Here is a 16,445-nt window from a genome sequence, read left to right as displayed (position 1 = left end):
GAAGCATTGAATCAGTACCCGCGAAGGCAGGTCATTTGACCCGTTGAAGTTGGCCGCCGGATGTTTATCGATAAGAGCCCCTACAGACATGCTGGGGCTTTTTTTTTGCCTATGAGAGCTGACGACCATCGCGCACGCCCCGGCTTTTCGGAGTCGTCTGAAGCCTGCGCCCGGCACATACACCTAGCATTGAACCGTCGCCTCCCGGTATGTCATTCCCGCTGAGGTGGCGGCTCTGTTGGCTCTTTTTCTGTGATGCAAAGGTATTGCGCGCCCCTGTGGCGCGTTTTTTTTGTCCAGGCGCAAGAGGCGGCAAATCCGGAATCGACCTATAGCGCGCCAGCGGCACGCGCGCTTGCGGTCAAGGCTCACCAATGGGAGGAACCTATGCAGGACGCAATGACCTACAGCCAGCGCAATCAGGAGGCGTGACACATGGCCTACACCGGCAAATTTCTCGTGAATAACGAGCCACTATCACCGCTCACCATTTCTGGCATCGGCACATTCAACGCGTATTCAGGCAACAATCAATATCTCAATCGGGGCGGCTGCACGATGGTGCCTAATGATGGGCCGCTCCCTGCCGGTAAATACTGGATCGTGGACCGCCCCACGGGCGGCATCCGTTCTCAGGTGTTTGCATGGGCAAAAGATGAGTGGAATGCAGCAATGGGTCACCCATCGAATCACGGTGATTGGTTCGCGCTATATCGTGATGATGGGACGATTGATGATCTGACGTGGATTAATGGCGTCAAACGCGGGCAGTTCCGTTTGCATCCGGCAGGCGGACGCGGGATTTCGCTTGGCTGCATCACGCTGCCGAGCCATAGCGATTTCATGAGAATCCGCAACGCGCTGCTGCACACGGTCAAAATTCCCGCGCGCAGTTCGGGCCTTCTCGCCTACGGAACAATTGAGGTCATCACATATGGCAACACTTGCCCGTAGGGTGTTCAAGGTCGCCCTGTTTATCGGCCTGTGCTATCTCTCTCTGCTCTATGTCCGTCCGTACCATTATGAGTGGACAGAAAGCGAGTCGCGCGTATGGTTTGGTGCTTCGCGTTGGCTTGGTGTCCGCGATCCCGAAGATTTGTATTTCGTGGTGTGGGTGACGATTGAACTGATCGCGGCGGCGCTGGCGTATGTGGCGATCATGAAGCTATGGCGGTGGTATCGCACGAAGTAGACGAAAGCCCCGGCGACGGGGCTTTTCTATTGTGCGCCGAGCATGCGCAACAGCTTGGGGGTGTGAGTCCCCTGTCCAACCTGATGGTGGTGAAGGCCTGGCAAAACGGGGGGCGTCCATGTATGTGGGAGGGGTCGGGCCGCGAGGCCTGCCCCTATCCCGATTTTGCCCAGGAGAGTTGACGACCATCGCGCATGCCCCGGCTTTTCGGAGTCGTCTGAAGCCTGCGCCCGGCACATACACCTAGCATTGAACCATCGCCGCCCGGTATGTCGTTCCCGCTGAGGTGGCGCCCCGGTTGGCTCTTTTTCTGTGATGCAAAGGTATTGCGCGCCCCTGTGGCGCTTTTTTTTGTCCAGGCGCAAGAGGCGGCAAATCCGGAATCGACCTGTAGCGCGCCAGCGGCACGCGCGCTTACGGTCCAGGCTCACCAACGGGAGAAACCTATGCAGGACGCAATGACCTACAGCCAGCGCAATCAGGATGCGTGAAACATGGCTTACTTCGGCAAATTTCTCGTGAACAACGCGCCGCTGTCACCGCTCACCATTAATGGCATCGGCACATTCGACGCCTATTCCGGCAACGGCCAATACCGCAATCGGGGCGGCTGCACAATGGTTCCCAATAACGGGCCGATCCCCGCTGGCAAGTACTGGATCGTCCCGCGCCCTACTGGCGGCGTGCGCTCTGCGGTAGAAACGTGGTTAAAAGATGAGTTCAATTACTACTCGTCGTACCCGACCGATCACAGTGAATGGTTTGCACTGTATCGTGATGATGGGCTAATCGACGATTACACATGGATCAACGGCGTGCGGCGTGGAAACTTCAGGTTGCATCCGGCAGGTGGTCGGGGTGTTTCGCTTGGCTGCATTACCCTGCCGAGCCGTACGGATTTCCTGAGAATCCGCAACTCACTCCTTCACACCATGACGATCCCTGCCGGCATTTCGGGGCTTCGCGCCTACGGAACAATTGAGGTCATCACCGATGGCAACACCTGTCCGAAGGGTGCTTAAAGTCCTGCTGTTTATAGGTCTGTACCTTCTGTCATTCCGATTTGTCCGACCGTACGACGATGGGTGGACCGAGTCTGAGATGCGTGCATGGATACACGCTTCGGAGGTGCTAGGTATCGGCGATCCCGAAAACCTGTATATCGGCCTGTGGATGACTATCGAACTGCTCGTGGCGGTGCTGGCGTATGTGGCGATCATGAAGCTATGGCGGTGGCACCGCACGAAGTAGACGAAAGCCCCGGCGACGGGATTTTTCTATTTTTGCTCAGGAGAGTTGACGACCATCGCGCACGCCCCGGCTTTTCGGAGTCGTCTAAAGCCTGCGCCCGGCACATACACCTAGCATTGAATCGTCGCAACCCGGTATCGCTTTCTCGCTGAGGTGGCGGTTCGGTTAGCTCTTTTATCTGTGATGCAAATTTTTGCGCGCCCTTGTGGCGCGCTTTTTCTTGCCCAGGCGAAGGAGGCGGCAAATCGGGAATCGACCTGTAGCGCGCCAGGGGCACGCGCGCTTACGGTCAAGGTTCCACGACGGGAGGAACCTGTTCAGGACGCAATGACCTACAGTCAGCGTAATCAGGAGGTGTGACATATGGCCTACACCGGCAAATTCCTCGTGAATAACGAGCCACTATCACCGCTCACCATTTCTGGCATCGGCACCTTTGACGCTTATTCTGGCGACCGGCAATACCGCAATCGGGGCGGCTGCACGGCTGTGCCTAGCAAGGGGCCGATTGCCGCCGGCAAATACTGGATCGTCGACCGTCCGACTGGTGGCATCCGTTCACAGGCTTACGCATTGGGAAAAGACGCGTTGAATGCCGTTTTCGGCCATCCGTCGAATCACGGTGACTGGTTCGCCCTGTATCGGGATGACGGACTAGTCGATGATTTCACTTGGGTCAATGGTGTCAAGCGTGGGCAGTTCCGGTTGCATCCAGCAGGCGGGCACGGCGCATCACTTGGTTGCATTACCTTGCCGAGCCATAGCGATTTCATGAGAATCCGCAATGCGCTGCTGGGCACCATGACGATCCTTGCCGGCATTTCGGGGCTTCGGGCCTACGGAACAATTGAGGTCATCACATATGGCAACACTTGCCCGTAGACTGTTCAAGGTCACGTTGTTTCTGGCGCTGTTTGTTCTCTCTGTTCTTTATGTCCGGCCGTATCCGTACGAGTGGACAGAAAGCGAGTCGAATGCATATTGGGCGGCTTCCGATTGGCTCGGTGTGCGTGACCCTGATGACCTGTATTACATGGTGTGGGTGACTATCGAACTGATCGTGGCGGCGCTGGCGTATGTGGCGATCCTGAAGCTATGGCGGTGGTATCGCACGAGGTAGACGAAAGCCCCGGCGACGGGGCTTTTGTTTATCCCGTGCATTGATGAATTTGGAGGAATCTCGTGAAGAGAGGATTTATTGCTACATTTCGAGCCGAGTGAGCCGATTTCAGCCTTTGTCGTTTCTGCTCACCGCTTCCCCTTCCTCACCACCATCCACCGCGGCGACTTGAACCGCACGATGCTCACATAAAGCCACACATAAGTCGCCGCGAACACCACGACGAAGCAGAACAGATGCAGCGTGTGCCGCCAGAACAGCGTCGCCGGCACGACCGCAATCAGGCACAGCAGCCACAGATACGGCGACGTCAGCGAGTTGCGGCGCGTCAGCTCGCGCGCGGTGCGCGCGCCGACCGCCCAGCGCATCAGCCGCTTGTAGACCAGCATATGCAGATGCACGCCATCCGGGATGCCCGGCGACATGCCGCGAATGAACTTCTTGCGGTAGATCGAGAAGCAGGTCTCGAAGATCGGGTACATGAAGAGCAGCACCGGATACCACGCGGATACGTCGCGATTGCGCATCACGAGCAGGATCGACAACTCGGCGAGCATGAAGCCGATGAAGTAAGCACCGCCGTCGCCGAGAAAAATCAGCCCGGCCGGGAAGTTCCAGATGAAGAAGCCGAGCACCGCGCCCATCATCATGAACGACGCGGACAGCACGACCGGGTCGTGCACCTGGAACGCCACATACGCGAGCGACGCGAACATCATGAACGCGACCATCGACGCGAGGCCGTTGAAGCCGTCGATGATATTGATCGCGTTGGCGAGCGCCGCGACCGCGAGCACCGTGACCACGAACGAGATCGCCGCATATGACAGCAGAAAGTCGAGCGGCGGCACGCTGATGCGCGTGACCGCGATGTCGAGAAAGAACCAGGCGAGCGCGGCGGCCGCCATCGTGCAGATCAGGCGTGCGAGCGGCGACACGCGCTTGGTCAGATCCTCGACGAGCCCCGAGCCGAACGCCGGCATGCCGCACGCGATCAACCCGAGAATGCTGCCCGATACGGCCGGATACGCGCGATGCAACTGCACCGCGGAGACGATCAGCCCGACCAGAATCGCAGTCCCGCCGATGCGCGGCACCGGCCGCACGTGGAATTTCTGGACGCCGGCCAGATCGGTGTCGGTCGAGAACTTTTCATGCAGATGCGCATAGCGCACGATCAACAGCGTGATCAGCAGAGAGACGAGAAAGCCGAGCGCAAAACTAAGCATGAAAGTGGGCCTGAGCGAAGACGCGGAATTATACAAACGAAACGTGCGGCGGCCGGCGCGCGGCACGGGCGCGAAGCTTGCATCCAGGCCGGCAAAAAATCCCAGATAGCGAGACCGAAGTGGCCCGCACAGGCCCGTGAGCGCTCGCTCCTCATGGATTCCCCCTATGCGGCGCGCGCGCGCCGCAACCGTAAACCTGGATGCGACGAAGTGTAAGTCGCGCGCAACAAAGGCGTTCCGGAGACCCAATGCTTAATAACATCACAATTCGTGGCGGACTGACGCTCGTGATCAGCGTATTCGTCGCCTTTCTTCTGACGGTGATCGCTGTCGGCTACGGCGCGCTGAAGCTCGCCAACGACGGCCTCGACGACACGCAGCGCAGTGCGGTCGCGCTGTCGCATCTGAAGGCGAGTTCGGAGAAGCTTCTGCAGGTGCAGCTCGCATTGGGCACCTATCAGACCTTGTTCAGCGTCGGCAAGCAGACCGACGATCTGCTGCCGGCCGCGCACAAGGTGCTGCTCGAATCGAACAACGACTTCCGCAACTACATGGCCGGCCCGTTCGCGAGCGACGCAGAGCGCAAGCTCGCGCAGAGCGTCGGCGACGCGCGCGCGGCGCTCGTCGACAAGGCGATCGAACCGGAATTCAAGGCATTGATCGACTTCGACTTCAACACCTTCCGCAACATCCAGGGCGACACGGCGAACAGCCTGTACGCGTCCTACTCGAAAGCGATCGACGCGCTCGAACAAGCGCAGATGGACAATCAGCATCAGCAGGCCGTGACCGGCGCGCGACGCTTCCAGCTCGCGACAGTGCTGTTCGGCGCGATCGCGGTGATCGCGCTCGTGATCGCGGTGGGCGCTCGGGTCGCGTTGTCGTCGGCGCTGATCAAGCCGGTCAACGTGACGGTCAAGCACTTCGAGCGCATCGCGGCCGGCGACCTGAGCGTCGCGATCAAGGTGAAATCGCGCAACGAGATGGGCCAACTGCTCGGCGCGCTGACGAGGATGCGCGACGGCCTCGTCGAAACGGTCGGCAAGGTGCGTGGCAGCACGAGCGCGATCACGCAGGGCGCGAACGAAATCGCGTCGGGCAATGCCGATCTGTCGGCGCGCACCGAGCAGCAGGCGGCCGCGCTGCAGCAGACCGCGGCGAGCATGGAGCAGCTGTCGGCGACCGTGAAACAGAACGCCGACAACGCCAGGCAGGCGAACCGCCTCGCGCACGGCGCGCTCGATACGGTCACGCGCGGCGGCAAGGTGGTGTCGCGCGTGACCGAGACGATGGACGGCATCAGCGAGTCGTCGCGCAAGGTCACGGAGATCATCGGCATGATCGAGGGGATTGCGTTTCAGACCAATATTCTCGCGTTGAACGCGGCCGTCGAAGCTGCGCGCGCGGGCGAGCAGGGACGCGGCTTCGCGGTGGTCGCCTCGGAAGTGCGCAGCCTCGCGCAGCGCTCGGGCGCGGCGGCCAAGGAGATCAAGGAGCTGATCGGCGAGTCGGCGGCGAAGGTCGAGGAGGGTGCCTCGCTGGTGTCGGATGCGCAGAAGACGATTCAGGAAGCGCTGAAGGCCGTCGAGCGCGTGACCGGCGTGATGAGCGAGATCGAGGCGTCGGCGCTCGAACAGAGCGACGGTATCGAGCAGGTCAACAAGGCGGTGTCGCAGATCGACGAGGTCACGCAGCACAACGCGGCGCTCGTCGAGCAGGCGGCGGCCGCGGCGAAGTCGCTGGAGGAGCATGCGATGGCGTTGCGTGATGCGGTCGCGGTGTTCCAGCTGGAAGGGGCAACGGCGTAACGCGTTCAGCAGCCGCGGCGCTCACGGTTCTGACGAGGTGAGCGCCAAAGCAAACGGCGGCGGCATCCGCGCTACGCGAATGCCGCCGCCATTTTTTTAACGGGATGCGCTGGTGCCGAAGCGCTTTATGCAAACCCCTGCGGATTCGTCGACTGCCAGCGCCAGTGGTCCGCGCACATGCGCTCGATGCCGAACTGCGCGCGCCAGCCGATGATTTTCTCGGCCGCGCTCGGGTCCGCGAAACACTGCGCGACGTCGCCCGGGCGGCGCGCGACGATCTCGTACGGCACCGGCCGCCCCGACGCCTTCTCGAACGAGCGCACCACGTCGAGCACGCTATAGCCCTGGCCCGTGCCGAGATTGACGACGAAGCTCGCATCGCGCTCGACGAGCGCATCGAGTGCGGCGAGATGCCCGCGCGCGAGATCGACCACGTGGATGTAGTCACGCACGCCGGTGCCGTCGGGCGTCTCGTAGTCGCCGCCGAACACGCGCAGCTTGTCGAGCTTGCCGACCGCGACCTGGGCGACGTACGGCATCAGGTTGTTCGGAATGCCGGCCGGATCTTCGCCGATCAGGCCACTTTCATGCGCGCCGACCGGATTGAAGTAGCGCAGCGTCGCGATGCGCCACGATGGGTCCGACACTTCGAGATCGCGCAGGATCTGCTCGGCGATCAGCTTCGATTGACCATACGGATTGGTCGCCGACAGCGGGAACGATTCGTCGATAGGCGAGCTCTTCGGCACGCCGTACACCGTTGCCGACGAACTGAACACGAACTGCTTGACGTTGCGATCGCGCATCACGCCGAGTAGCGTCAGCAGGCTGCCGACGTTGTTCGCGTAGTACTCGATCGGCTTCGCGACCGACTCGCCGACCGCTTTCAGCGCCGCGAAATGGATCGCGCCGGTGATCGGATGCACATCGAAAATCCGCTGCAGCGCGGCTGCGTCGCGCGCGTCGTCGTCGTAGAAGCTCACCGCACGGCCGGTGATTTTCTCGACGCGCCGCACCGCTTCGCGCTTGCTGTTCACGAGGTTGTCGATCACCGCGACGTCGTAGCCGCCGTTCAGCAGTTCGACGCAGGTGTGCGAGCCGATGAAACCCGCGCCGCCCGTTACCAGAATCGTGCCCTTCATGGTCATGCTGTTGCTCCCATTAAAGTAAAACACCCGTGATTTTTTGCACCAGGTCTTTATAGGTTTCGACGACCATGCGTTCGTCGAATTCGGTCGCGACTTTCTGCCGGCCGCGTTCCGCCATCGCGCGCCGCTCCGCGCCGCTCATGTCGAGCATGCGCGCGAGACTCGCGGCAAGGCTCTGCGCATTGCGCGCTTCGCACAACAAGCCGTTGACGCCGTCGGCCACCACCTCGCGGCAGCCGGGCACGTCGGTCGCGACGATCGGCCGGCCCATCGCCGACGCTTCCATCAGCGTGCGCGGCACGCCTTCGCGATACGACGGCAGCACCACGCAATCGGCATCGGCGATGAACGGCCGCACGTCGTGCGCCTCGCCCAGATATTCGATCACGCCTTCCTGTTCCCACGCGGCGACTTCCTCGCGCGTGATCGCGCTCGGATTGTCGACGCCGACCGGCCCGAGCAGCTGAAAGCGCGCGTGGCGGTAGCGCGCGCGCAATTGCCGCGCGGCCTCGACGTATTCGCCGACGCCTTTGTCCCACAGCAGCCGCCCGATCAGCACGAAGCGAAACTCCGTGCGCTCGCGCAGCGGCGTGAACGCGAACTGCTCGAGATCGACGCCCTCGCCGTGCAACAGCCGCGCGCGCTCCGGATGCACGAGCAGCTTGCCGTCGATGAACGCGGCCTGATCGTCGCGATTCAGGAACCACACTTCACGCGGAAAGCGGAACGCAAAACGATACAGCCTTTTGGCGATCTGCGCGGCGCGGCTGTGCTGGATGAACACGTAGCCGAGCCCGGTGGTGACCGCCACCGACTGCACGCCAGCCAGCTTCGCCGCGATCGAGCCGTAGATGTTCGGCTTGATCGTGTAGTGAAACACGACATGCGGACGGATGGTCCTGTACTGCCGATACAGCGCGACGAGCGTGCGCAGATCTTCGCCCGGACTCGTGCCTTTCGACGCCATCGGCAGCTCGATGCAACGGCAGCCCATCGCGGCGAGCAACTCGAACGTGCGGTCGCGCGGCGCGAGCACCGTCACGTCGACGCCGCGCCCGATCAGCGTGCGGATCAGCCCTTGCCGATAGGTATAGATTGCCCAGGCCGTGTTGCAAACGAGTGTAATGCGTAGCGCGGGCGTCGACTTGAAAGAGGGCTTCATGCGAAGAAATGCCGGGCGTTGAATGAAGTGTGGACCATTGATACGAAGACAGCGCCCTACGATGCGGCGCGAACCTCAGCGAATGAAGCGACAGCGACAGCGGCAACGACAGCGCTCACACGCGGCGCGACTCAACGGTTCGCGCGCGGCGTGAGCAGCGCGCGCTTGACCCGCTGTAACGTGCGATAAGGCAGCATCAGATGCAACAGATTCTTCGCGAGGCCCAACCAGTCGTACGGATTGGCCACGTTGAAGTAGCGCAACTGCAAACGCAGCGTCGAACCGATCTGCCGGCGCCGTTTCGTCGCGCTGATGCCGCCTTCGTTCAGCTCATAGAAAAGGCCGAGTTCCGGCAGATTCGCGCAGTCATAGCGTTCCATCAGACGTACGAACAGATCGAGGTCCTCCGCCGAACGATACGCGGCGCGGTAGTTGCCGACTGTGCGGACGGCATCGATACGCAGCATCATCGACGGATGCGCGAGGCACGAGCGGAAAAAGCGCTGGCGCCGGATCACGTTCGGCTCGGCCGGCGGCGTCAGCATGAAAAGCGGCTCGCCCGTGCGCGTGACGACCTGGGTCCACATGCCGAGGCCCGCCACGTTCGGATGCGCTTGCATGAACGCGCGCTGCTTCGCGAGCCGCTGTGGCACCGCGCGATCGCCCGCGTCGATGCGCGCCGCATAGCGAAAGCCGCGCTGCGCGAGCGCGTCGACGCCGGTTCGCAGCGCACGCTCGATACCGCCGTTCTGCGCCATGCGCAGCACTTCGATCTTCAGGTTCGGCAGCGTGGGCGCGACGATCGGCGGCGTGCTGCCGTCATCGACGATCAGTACGTGCACTAGCGCACTTTCTTCGAACGACGCGAGCGTAGAATCGACGTCCGTCTGACCGTTATAGGCGGGTATCAGCACCGCGACGTCGTCGAGCGTGGTTTGCGCGGTGGCGGATGAATTCGTCATGGGCGCAATTTGAAACGGATGTAATAAAGATTGACCGAGGCGGCCGCCAGATAGCCGGCCGCGAGGCCGACGAGCGCGCCATACGCGCCGAGCCGCGGGATCGCCAGCAGATTGACCGCGAACGCGACGGCGAGCGCGAGCAGCCACTTGGCGAGCAATACGAATTTGGCCTGATATTTGAGTACGACCAGATTGCCGATCGCCTCGACGCCGGCGGGAACCGACAGCCACACGGCCCAGCGGAAGATTTCGATCGCGCCTTCGAAGTCCGGCCCGAACACACGGCGGATGATGAAGCCCGCGAGCAGATCGAGCACGAACGCGCCGCACACCATCAGCACGGCGCTCAGCGCGGTGAGCCGCCACATGTTGCGGCGCAGTTGCGCGATGCCTTGCACGCGGTAGACGAATGCGGGCGCAATGGTTTGCGCGAGCATCAGCGCGAGCGTGATCCAGTTTTCATTCAACTGCTGGGCGGCCGAGTAGCGACCGAGGTCGGCGAACGAAATCGCGCGCTCGAGCATCAGCCGGTCCAGTTTCAGAAATAGATACATACAGATGAGCCCGAGCCAGAACACGGTGCCCGCGCTCGCGAAGTGCCTGAAGAGCGAACGTTCGACATGCCAGCCCAGCTTGCCGCCATGCCGGCGCATGAAGTAGAGCAACAGCACCGCGCCGATCGCCGCCGATTCGAGCGCCCACAGCCAGCCGAAACGCGCGGGCGCGGCCGTCGCGCGCACCAGCAGATAGACGAGAGCCGCCTTGATCACCGCGGTGCTCATGCTGGTCAGCAATTGCGGCTTGCTGTAGGTCATGCTTTGCAGCCACGCGTTGATCACGCCGACGAACGGCTCGCGAAACAGCATCGTCACCGCGAGGCCGGCGAGCATCGCACCGACGAGCGGTTCGAAGAAGTGCAGCGCAATGCCGAGCCACGTAAGCAGCAGCGCAACGGCCGAGACGGAGATGCGCAACGCGAACGCGCTGCCGAGGACGGTACCGAGTTGTCCGGGCGGCCGGTTGACGATGGTCGGTACGAGGATTTCCGCGCCGCAGACCCAGGTGATCGGCGACAGCACCAGCAGCAGCGTATTCGCGTACTGCCATTTGCCGAACGTTTCGGGCCCGAAGTAACGCGCGAGCATGCCGCTGATCACGATTGCGACGCCGATCTGCGTGAGCCGCTCGAGACCCAGCCAGACGATGTTCGTAAACGCTCGGGTGACGTCGGGATTGGCGAAGCGCTTGACCGTCAGCATCCGTTGGCCGCTCGCCGCTGCGCGTCGGTCAAGCCGCCTCGCACGTCCATGCATGCGGCGCTATGCGCATTCGCCCACCCGGCCGGCAGCCACGGCAACTTTACAAATGGAGGGCGTCTAAGCATTAGAATGGCGGTATTCAGGCTGGTCAGAAAAACGCAATTATAAGTTGGAACCGGACCGCTTCCGGCAAGGGCGCATCGAGGCGCGGTAACAGGTGTTTTTAACGTGAGTATTACCGTGGTTTTTAACGCGAATTTTTACCGCGTTTTAACCGGCGATTGTTACCGGTCGAGGTCGGTGCGCAGGTCAAAATTTTCCATTGCACGCAAGTGAGCCAACATGATCTCCAAATCCATTTTCAAGGCGTATGACATTCGTGGCGTCATTGGCAAGACGCTCGACGCCGACGCCGCGCGTTCCATCGGTCGCGCATTCGGCAGCGAAGTGCGCGCGCAGGGCGGCGACGCGGTCGTGGTCGCGCGCGACGGACGCCTGTCGGGCCCCGAGCTGATCGGGGCGCTGTCCGACGGCCTGCGTGCGGCCGGCGTCGATGTCGTGAACGTGGGCATGGTGCCCACGCCGGTCGGCTACTTCGCGGCGAGCGTACCGTTGAAACTGGCGGGCGGCGAGCGCCGCGTCGACTCGTGCATCGTCGTGACGGGTAGCCATTAATCCGCCGGACTACAACGGCTTCAAGATGGTGCTGCGCGGCGCGGCCATTTACGGCGAGCAGATTCTCGCGCTGCATCAGCGCATCGTCGACGAGAACTTCGCCGACGGCAGCGGCAGCTACGCCGAGTACGACATCGCCGACGCGTATCTCGAGCGCATCGCGAGCGACGTGAAGCTCGCGCGTCCGATCAAGATCGTCGTCGATACCGGCAACGGCGTGGCCGGTGGGCTCGCGCCGAAGCTGTTCAGGAAGCTCGGCTGCGAACTCGTCGAACTGTTCACCGAAGTCGACGGCAACTTCCCGAATCACCACCCGGACCCGGCGCACCCGGAGAACCTCGAAGACGTGATTCGCGCGCTGAAGGAAACGGATGCGGAAATCGGCTTCGCGTTCGACGGCGACGGCGACCGCCTCGGCGTCGTCACCAAAGACGGCCAGATCATCTACCCGGACCGTCAGCTGATGCTGTTCGCCGAAGAAGTGCTGTCGCGCAACAAGGGCGCGCAGATCATTTACGACGTGAAGTGCACGCGCAATCTCGCGAAGTGGGTCAAGGACAAGGGCGGCGAGCCGCTGATGTGGAAGACCGGCCACTCGCTCGTGAAGGCGAAGCTGCGCGAAACCGGCGCGCCGCTGGCTGGCGAAATGAGCGGCCACGTGTTCTTCAAGGACCGCTGGTATGGTTTCGACGACGGCCTGTACACGGGAGCGCGTCTGCTCGAGATCCTCACGCGTGTCGCCGACCCGAGCAAGCTGCTGAACTCGCTGCCGAACTCGCACTCCACGCCCGAGCTGCAGCTGAAACTCGAGGAAGGCGAGAACTTCGAGCTGATCGCGCGTATGCAGCAGAACGCGAAGTTCACCGGCGCGGACAACGTCGTGAAGATCGACGGTCTGCGCGTCGAGTATCCGGACGGCTTCGGCCTCGCGCGTTCGTCGAACACGACGCCGGTCGTGGTGATGCGTTTCGAGGCCGACAACGACGCGGCGCTCAAACGCATCCAGGACGACTTCCGCCGCGTGATTCTCGCGGAGAAGGCCGATGCGAAACTGCCGTTCTGACGGCTGATGCGGCGCTGCGCTTCGAAGTTCGTTAAGACGGCTCGAAGCGTTGCCCCTACCGAACGCGGCGCGGGTTGCCTTACCGCGCCGCGTTTTTCATGTCTTTCATGGACGGCGCGCTAGAATTGCGGTCCTTTCAACGCATCTTCGAGCCGGATAGCCGGTTTTCTCACTCTTGAGCGCGCAAAAGATACTGATCGTGAGGGTGTCGTCGCTGGGCGACGTCGTTCACAACATGCCCGTGATCGCCGACATCCGGCGCCGCCATCCCGACGCGCAGATCGACTGGCTCGTCGAGGAAAGCTTCGTCGGGCTCGTGGAACTCGTGGCCGGCGTGCGGCGCGCGATTCCGGTGTCGCTGCGGCGCTGGCGCAAGCGCATCCTGTCCGTCGACAACTGGCGCGAGATCGGCGCGTTTCGCCGCGCGCTCGCCGCCCGAGCACTACGATCTGGTGATCGACTGCCAGGGCCTCATCAAGACCGCGTGGCTCGCGAACATGGCGCGCGGACCGCTCGTCGGCCTCGGCAACCGTACCGAAGGCGCCGGCTACGAATGGCCGGTGCGCTTTTTCTACGGGCGGCGCGTGCCGATCGCGCCGCGCACGCACGTGGTCGAACGCACGCGTCAACTGGTGGCCGCGGCGCTGAACGATCCGCCGCCGCAACCCACCGACGACATCGACTTCGGTCTCGACACGGGCCGTGCCGCGCTCGCGCTGTCGCAGGCGAATCTGAATCTGCCGGTGCCGTACGTGGTGTTCGTGCACGCGACTTCGCGCGCCGACAAGCAGTGGCCCGATGCCGCGTGGATCGAACTCGGGCAGGCGCTGGTGCGGCGCGGCGCGTCGATCGTGCTGCCGTGGGGCAGCGACGCCGAGCGCGCGACCAGCGAGCGGCTCGCGAAGGAGTTCGGCGCGGCCGCGATCGTGCCGCCGAAGCTGTCGCTGCCGGCGGTGGTGGGGCTGATCGATGGCGCCGCCGCGACGGTCGGGGTTGACACAGGTCTGGTCCATATCGCGGCGGCGCTGAAGCGGCCCACGGTCGAGTTGTACAATTTCTCGACCGCGTGGCGCACCGGCGGCTACTGGTCGCCGAACGTCGTCAATCTCGGCGCGGCGGGGCAGCCGCCTACGCTGCAGCAGGTGAAGTCGGTGCTTGCCGGCTTCGGGCTGTTGTAACCCGGGCCGGCCGGCATCAGCACCTGCTGCATCCTGTCGGTGCGCTTCGCCTTGCGCACCCTCCGTTCCAAAGGGCGACCATGAACGAAACCCAGCTCATCGAAGTAGCGAACGCCGACTGGCACGGCTGCAACCTGTCCGTGCCTCGAGAGACGCTGCTCGCCGGCGTCGAGCGCGGCAAGGTGCTGTACTTCCCGAACCTGCGCTTCGCGATCGACGGTGGCGAGCAGGCGCTGCTCGACCCGGCGCTCGCCGATCCGAACCGCAAGAACATCAGCCTCGAACCGAACGGCGGCGCGCTGCATGGCGTGGCCGGCGATGCGGTCACGCAATCGGCGGTGCGCGCGTTGATCGCGCGTTATCAGGCGAATGCGCGCACGCTCGTCGACGGGCTCTTTCCCGAGTACAGCGGCAAGCTGCGGGTCGCGCCGACGAGCCTGCGGCTGCATCAGGTCGAGACTCGCGAAACCTCGTGGCGCAAGGACGATAGCCGTCTGCATGTCGACGCGTTTCCGTCGCGGCCGAATTACGGCGAGCGCATCCTGCGCGTGTTCACCAACGTCAATCCCCATGGCGTGCCGCGCGTATGGCGCGTCGGCGAGCCGTTCGAGGACATGGCGCAGCGCTTCCTGCCGCGTATCAAGCCGCAGATGCCCGGCTCCGCGTGGCTGCTGAACCTGCTGCACGTGACCAAATCGCTGCGCAGCGAATACGATCATCTGATGCTCAGTCTGCACGACGGCATGAAGGCCGACCTCGACTATCAGAAGACGAGCCCGCAACAGACCATGCCGTTTCCACCGGGCAGCGTGTGGGTGTGCTTCTCCGACCAGACCTCGCATGCGGTGATGTCCGGCCAGTTCATGCTGGAGCAGACTTTCTTCCTGCCAGTGAAGGCGATGGCGCAGCCGGAATGCGCGCCGCTCGGCATTCTCGAGCGCCTGAAGGGCAGGGCGCTGGTTTGAGCGCGGCGGTCGATTCGAGGGCCGGGCAGATGCCGGCCCGCATCGCGCGAGTGAGCGCGCTGCGCTTTCCGAATCACGCGGGGCGCCGATGCTAAGGGCGATCTATCGCGCGCTCTGGTGGCTCATCGCGCCGCTTGCGGTGCTGCGTCTGTTGATCCGTTCGCGTAAGGAGCGCGGTTATCGCGAGCATATCGGCGAGCGCTTCGGTTATTCGCGCGGGCGCCTGTTGGAGGACAGCGCGCCGTTGATCTGGGTGCATGCGGTGTCGGTCGGCGAGACGCGCGCCGCGCAGCCGCTGATCGATGCGCTGACGAAGGCGCGCCCCGACGCGCGCATTCTGCTTACGCACATGACGCCGAGCGGCCGCGCGACCGGCATCGAGATTTTCGGCGACCGCGTGTTGCGCAGTTATCTACCGTACGACATGCCGCATGCGGTACGGCGCTTCTTGCGCGTGTGGCGGCCGTCGCTCGGTCTGGTGATGGAAACCGAGGTGTGGCCCACCCTGATCGACGAGTGCCGTCGCGCCGACGTGCCGCTCGTGCTGACCAACGCGCGGATGTCGGCGCGTTCGTTCAAGCGCGCGGCGAAATTCGGCGGTGCGACGAAGGACGTGTTCGGCGGCTTCGCGCGCGTGCTCGCGCAGAGTCCGTCCGATGCCGAGCGGTTGACCTCGCTCGGCGCGCGCAATGTCGCGGTGCTCGGCAATCTGAAGTTCGACATGAGCACGCCGCCCGAACTCGCGGCACGCGGCCACGCGTGGCGCGCGGCGATCGGCACGCGGCCCGTGTGGGTCGCGGCGAGCACGCGCGAGGGCGAAGAAGCGCTCGTGCTCGAGGCGTTCGCGGCGCTCGGCATCGACGATGCGCTGCTGATTCTGGTGCCGCGTCATCCGCAGCGCTTCAATGAAGTCGCGGCGCTCGTCGAGAAAGCGGGGTTGCGGCTCGAACGGCGATCGAGTTGGGCGCCCGATGCGAAGGTCGCGTCGGCGGCGCGCACCGCTGACGATGGCGTGGCGCCGCTGCCTCGCGAGATGAACGTGCTGCTCGGCGATTCGATGGGCGAGTTGGGCGCTTACTACGCGGCGTCGGATCTTGCGTTTATCGGCGGCAGTCTGTTGCCGCTTGGCGGACAGAACCTGATCGAAGCGTGCGCGGTCGGCGTGCCGGTGCTGATCGGGCCGCACGTTTTCAACTTCACGCAAGCCACCGCCGACGCGGTCGCGGCCGGTGCCGCCGTGCAGGTGCAGGACCCGGCCGATCTGGCGCGCGCGCTGCGCGAGCTGTTCGGCGACAAGTCGCGGCGGCTCGCGATGGGCGGTGCGGCTGCCGCGTTTGCGGCGAGGCATCGCGGGGCGACGGCGAGGACGGTGGATGTGTTGGCGGCGTTGTTGCCGGAGTAGTCTCGGAACGCCGCTGACGACCGCGCCGAGC

Annotated in this window: 14 protein-coding genes and 2 pseudogenes; 11 read left to right on the top strand and 5 right to left on the bottom strand. The window is 63.4% G+C overall.

Translation table 11 applies throughout. The features are described 5' to 3' along the window. Positions 1 to 435 precede the first annotated feature (435 nt). From OKW38_RS15665 to OKW38_RS15640, 6 genes are all read left to right on the top strand, one after another. Complete coding sequence (locus OKW38_RS15665) at positions 436 to 954, top strand: DUF2778 domain-containing protein (protein ID WP_429362208.1); 519 nt, start codon at positions 436 to 438, stop codon at positions 952 to 954. After that, positions 935 to 1,192 carry a hypothetical protein gene (locus OKW38_RS15660; protein ID WP_429362206.1) on the top strand — a complete coding sequence of 86 codons (258 nt, stop codon included), beginning with the start codon at positions 935 to 937 and terminating at the stop codon, positions 1,190 to 1,192. Before OKW38_RS15665 ends, OKW38_RS15660 begins: the two co-directional genes overlap by 20 nt. Positions 1,193 to 1,686: 494 nt before the next feature. Further along, positions 1,687 to 2,214, top strand: a complete 528-nt coding sequence (locus OKW38_RS15655; protein WP_429362204.1) for a DUF2778 domain-containing protein — start codon at positions 1,687 to 1,689, stop codon at positions 2,212 to 2,214. A 79-nt stretch (positions 2,215 to 2,293) separates the two neighbouring features. Continuing rightward, positions 2,294 to 2,443, top strand: coding sequence for a hypothetical protein (locus OKW38_RS15650; RefSeq protein WP_429335865.1), 150 nt, complete (start codon positions 2,294 to 2,296; stop codon positions 2,441 to 2,443). 363 nt (positions 2,444 to 2,806) lie between these two features. Beyond that, positions 2,807 to 3,325, top strand: coding sequence for a DUF2778 domain-containing protein (locus OKW38_RS15645; protein ID WP_429362202.1), 519 nt, complete (start codon positions 2,807 to 2,809; stop codon positions 3,323 to 3,325). Further along, on the top strand, positions 3,306 to 3,563 hold the full coding sequence (locus tag OKW38_RS15640) for a hypothetical protein (protein ID WP_090803343.1): 258 nt from the start codon (positions 3,306 to 3,308) through the stop codon (positions 3,561 to 3,563). Before OKW38_RS15645 ends, OKW38_RS15640 begins: the two co-directional genes overlap by 20 nt. Before the next feature lie 128 nt (positions 3,564 to 3,691). Here OKW38_RS15640 and OKW38_RS15635 read toward each other — a convergent pair whose 3' ends face one another. Continuing rightward, complete coding sequence (locus OKW38_RS15635; protein WP_429362200.1) at positions 3,692 to 4,792, bottom strand: MraY family glycosyltransferase; 1,101 nt, start codon at positions 4,790 to 4,792, stop codon at positions 3,692 to 3,694. A gap of 248 nt (positions 4,793 to 5,040) precedes the next feature. On the opposite strand from OKW38_RS15635, the gene OKW38_RS15630 reads away from it, so the two are divergent. After that, entirely contained in the window at positions 5,041 to 6,600 is a 1,560-nt protein-coding gene (locus OKW38_RS15630; protein WP_429362198.1) for a methyl-accepting chemotaxis protein, read from the top strand. A gap of 125 nt (positions 6,601 to 6,725) precedes the next feature. Here OKW38_RS15630 and galE read toward each other — a convergent pair whose 3' ends face one another. From galE to OKW38_RS15610, 4 genes are all read right to left on the bottom strand, one after another. Beyond that, on the bottom strand, positions 6,726 to 7,748 hold the full coding sequence (galE, locus tag OKW38_RS15625) for a UDP-glucose 4-epimerase GalE (RefSeq protein WP_429362197.1): 1,023 nt from the start codon (positions 7,746 to 7,748) through the stop codon (positions 6,726 to 6,728). 13 nt (positions 7,749 to 7,761) lie between these two features. After that, entirely contained in the window at positions 7,762 to 8,910 is a 1,149-nt protein-coding gene (locus OKW38_RS15620; protein ID WP_429335867.1) for a glycosyltransferase family 4 protein, read from the bottom strand. A 131-nt stretch (positions 8,911 to 9,041) separates the two neighbouring features. Continuing rightward, positions 9,042 to 9,872 (bottom strand): glycosyltransferase, encoded by an 831-nt coding sequence (locus OKW38_RS15615; RefSeq protein WP_429362195.1) that lies wholly within the window; start codon positions 9,870 to 9,872, stop codon positions 9,042 to 9,044. Then, entirely contained in the window at positions 9,869 to 11,131 is a 1,263-nt protein-coding gene (locus OKW38_RS15610; RefSeq protein WP_429362193.1) for an oligosaccharide flippase family protein, read from the bottom strand. The genes OKW38_RS15615 and OKW38_RS15610 overlap by 4 nt, the downstream gene beginning before the upstream one ends. Positions 11,132 to 11,473: 342 nt before the next feature. On the opposite strand from OKW38_RS15610, the pseudogene OKW38_RS15605 reads away from it, so the two are divergent. The 4 genes and pseudogenes from OKW38_RS15605 to waaA all read left to right on the top strand — a co-directional run bounded on the left by OKW38_RS15605 (position 11,474) and on the right by waaA (position 16,414). Then, positions 11,474 to 12,869: pseudogene (locus OKW38_RS15605) on the top strand (phosphomannomutase/phosphoglucomutase). Between the two features lie 235 nt (positions 12,870 to 13,104). Then, positions 13,105 to 14,047 (top strand): annotated as a pseudogene (gene waaC, locus OKW38_RS15600) (lipopolysaccharide heptosyltransferase I). Between the two features lie 80 nt (positions 14,048 to 14,127). Beyond that, entirely contained in the window at positions 14,128 to 15,012 is an 885-nt protein-coding gene (locus OKW38_RS15595) for a Kdo hydroxylase family protein (protein ID WP_429362191.1), read from the top strand. Between the two features lie 88 nt (positions 15,013 to 15,100). Continuing rightward, positions 15,101 to 16,414 carry a lipid IV(A) 3-deoxy-D-manno-octulosonic acid transferase gene (gene waaA / locus OKW38_RS15590; RefSeq protein WP_429362189.1) on the top strand — a complete coding sequence of 438 codons (1,314 nt, stop codon included), beginning with the start codon at positions 15,101 to 15,103 and terminating at the stop codon, positions 16,412 to 16,414. Positions 16,415 to 16,445: the final 31 nt, after the last annotated feature.

This window comes from Paraburkholderia sp. MM5496-R1, from assembly GCF_050436205.1.
Lineage (GTDB): Bacteria > Pseudomonadota > Gammaproteobacteria > Burkholderiales > Burkholderiaceae > Paraburkholderia > Paraburkholderia tuberum.
This window is presented reverse-complemented; position numbering and strand designations above follow the sequence as displayed.

Excerpts from the sequence above, each read along its gene's own strand:
- OKW38_RS15665 (WP_429362208.1), top strand. The coding sequence starts at position 436 with ATGGCCTACACCGGCAAATTTCTCGTGAATAACGAGCCACTATCACCG.
- OKW38_RS15660 (WP_429362206.1), top strand. The coding sequence starts at position 935 with ATGGCAACACTTGCCCGTAGGGTGTTCAAGGTCGCCCTGTTTATCGGC.
- OKW38_RS15655 (WP_429362204.1), top strand. The coding sequence starts at position 1,687 with ATGGCTTACTTCGGCAAATTTCTCGTGAACAACGCGCCGCTGTCACCG.
- OKW38_RS15650 (WP_429335865.1), top strand. The coding sequence starts at position 2,294 with ATGCGTGCATGGATACACGCTTCGGAGGTGCTAGGTATCGGCGATCCC.
- OKW38_RS15645 (WP_429362202.1), top strand. The coding sequence starts at position 2,807 with ATGGCCTACACCGGCAAATTCCTCGTGAATAACGAGCCACTATCACCG.
- OKW38_RS15640 (WP_090803343.1), top strand. The coding sequence starts at position 3,306 with ATGGCAACACTTGCCCGTAGACTGTTCAAGGTCACGTTGTTTCTGGCG.
- OKW38_RS15635 (WP_429362200.1), bottom strand. The coding sequence starts at position 4,792 with ATGCTTAGTTTTGCGCTCGGCTTTCTCGTCTCTCTGCTGATCACGCTG.
- OKW38_RS15630 (WP_429362198.1), top strand. The coding sequence starts at position 5,041 with ATGCTTAATAACATCACAATTCGTGGCGGACTGACGCTCGTGATCAGC.
- galE (WP_429362197.1), bottom strand. The coding sequence starts at position 7,748 with ATGACCATGAAGGGCACGATTCTGGTAACGGGCGGCGCGGGTTTCATC.
- OKW38_RS15620 (WP_429335867.1), bottom strand. The coding sequence starts at position 8,910 with ATGAAGCCCTCTTTCAAGTCGACGCCCGCGCTACGCATTACACTCGTT.
- OKW38_RS15615 (WP_429362195.1), bottom strand. The coding sequence starts at position 9,872 with ATGACGAATTCATCCGCCACCGCGCAAACCACGCTCGACGACGTCGCG.
- OKW38_RS15610 (WP_429362193.1), bottom strand. The coding sequence starts at position 11,131 with ATGCTGACGGTCAAGCGCTTCGCCAATCCCGACGTCACCCGAGCGTTT.
- OKW38_RS15595 (WP_429362191.1), top strand. The coding sequence starts at position 14,128 with ATGAACGAAACCCAGCTCATCGAAGTAGCGAACGCCGACTGGCACGGC.
- waaA (WP_429362189.1), top strand. The coding sequence starts at position 15,101 with ATGCTAAGGGCGATCTATCGCGCGCTCTGGTGGCTCATCGCGCCGCTT.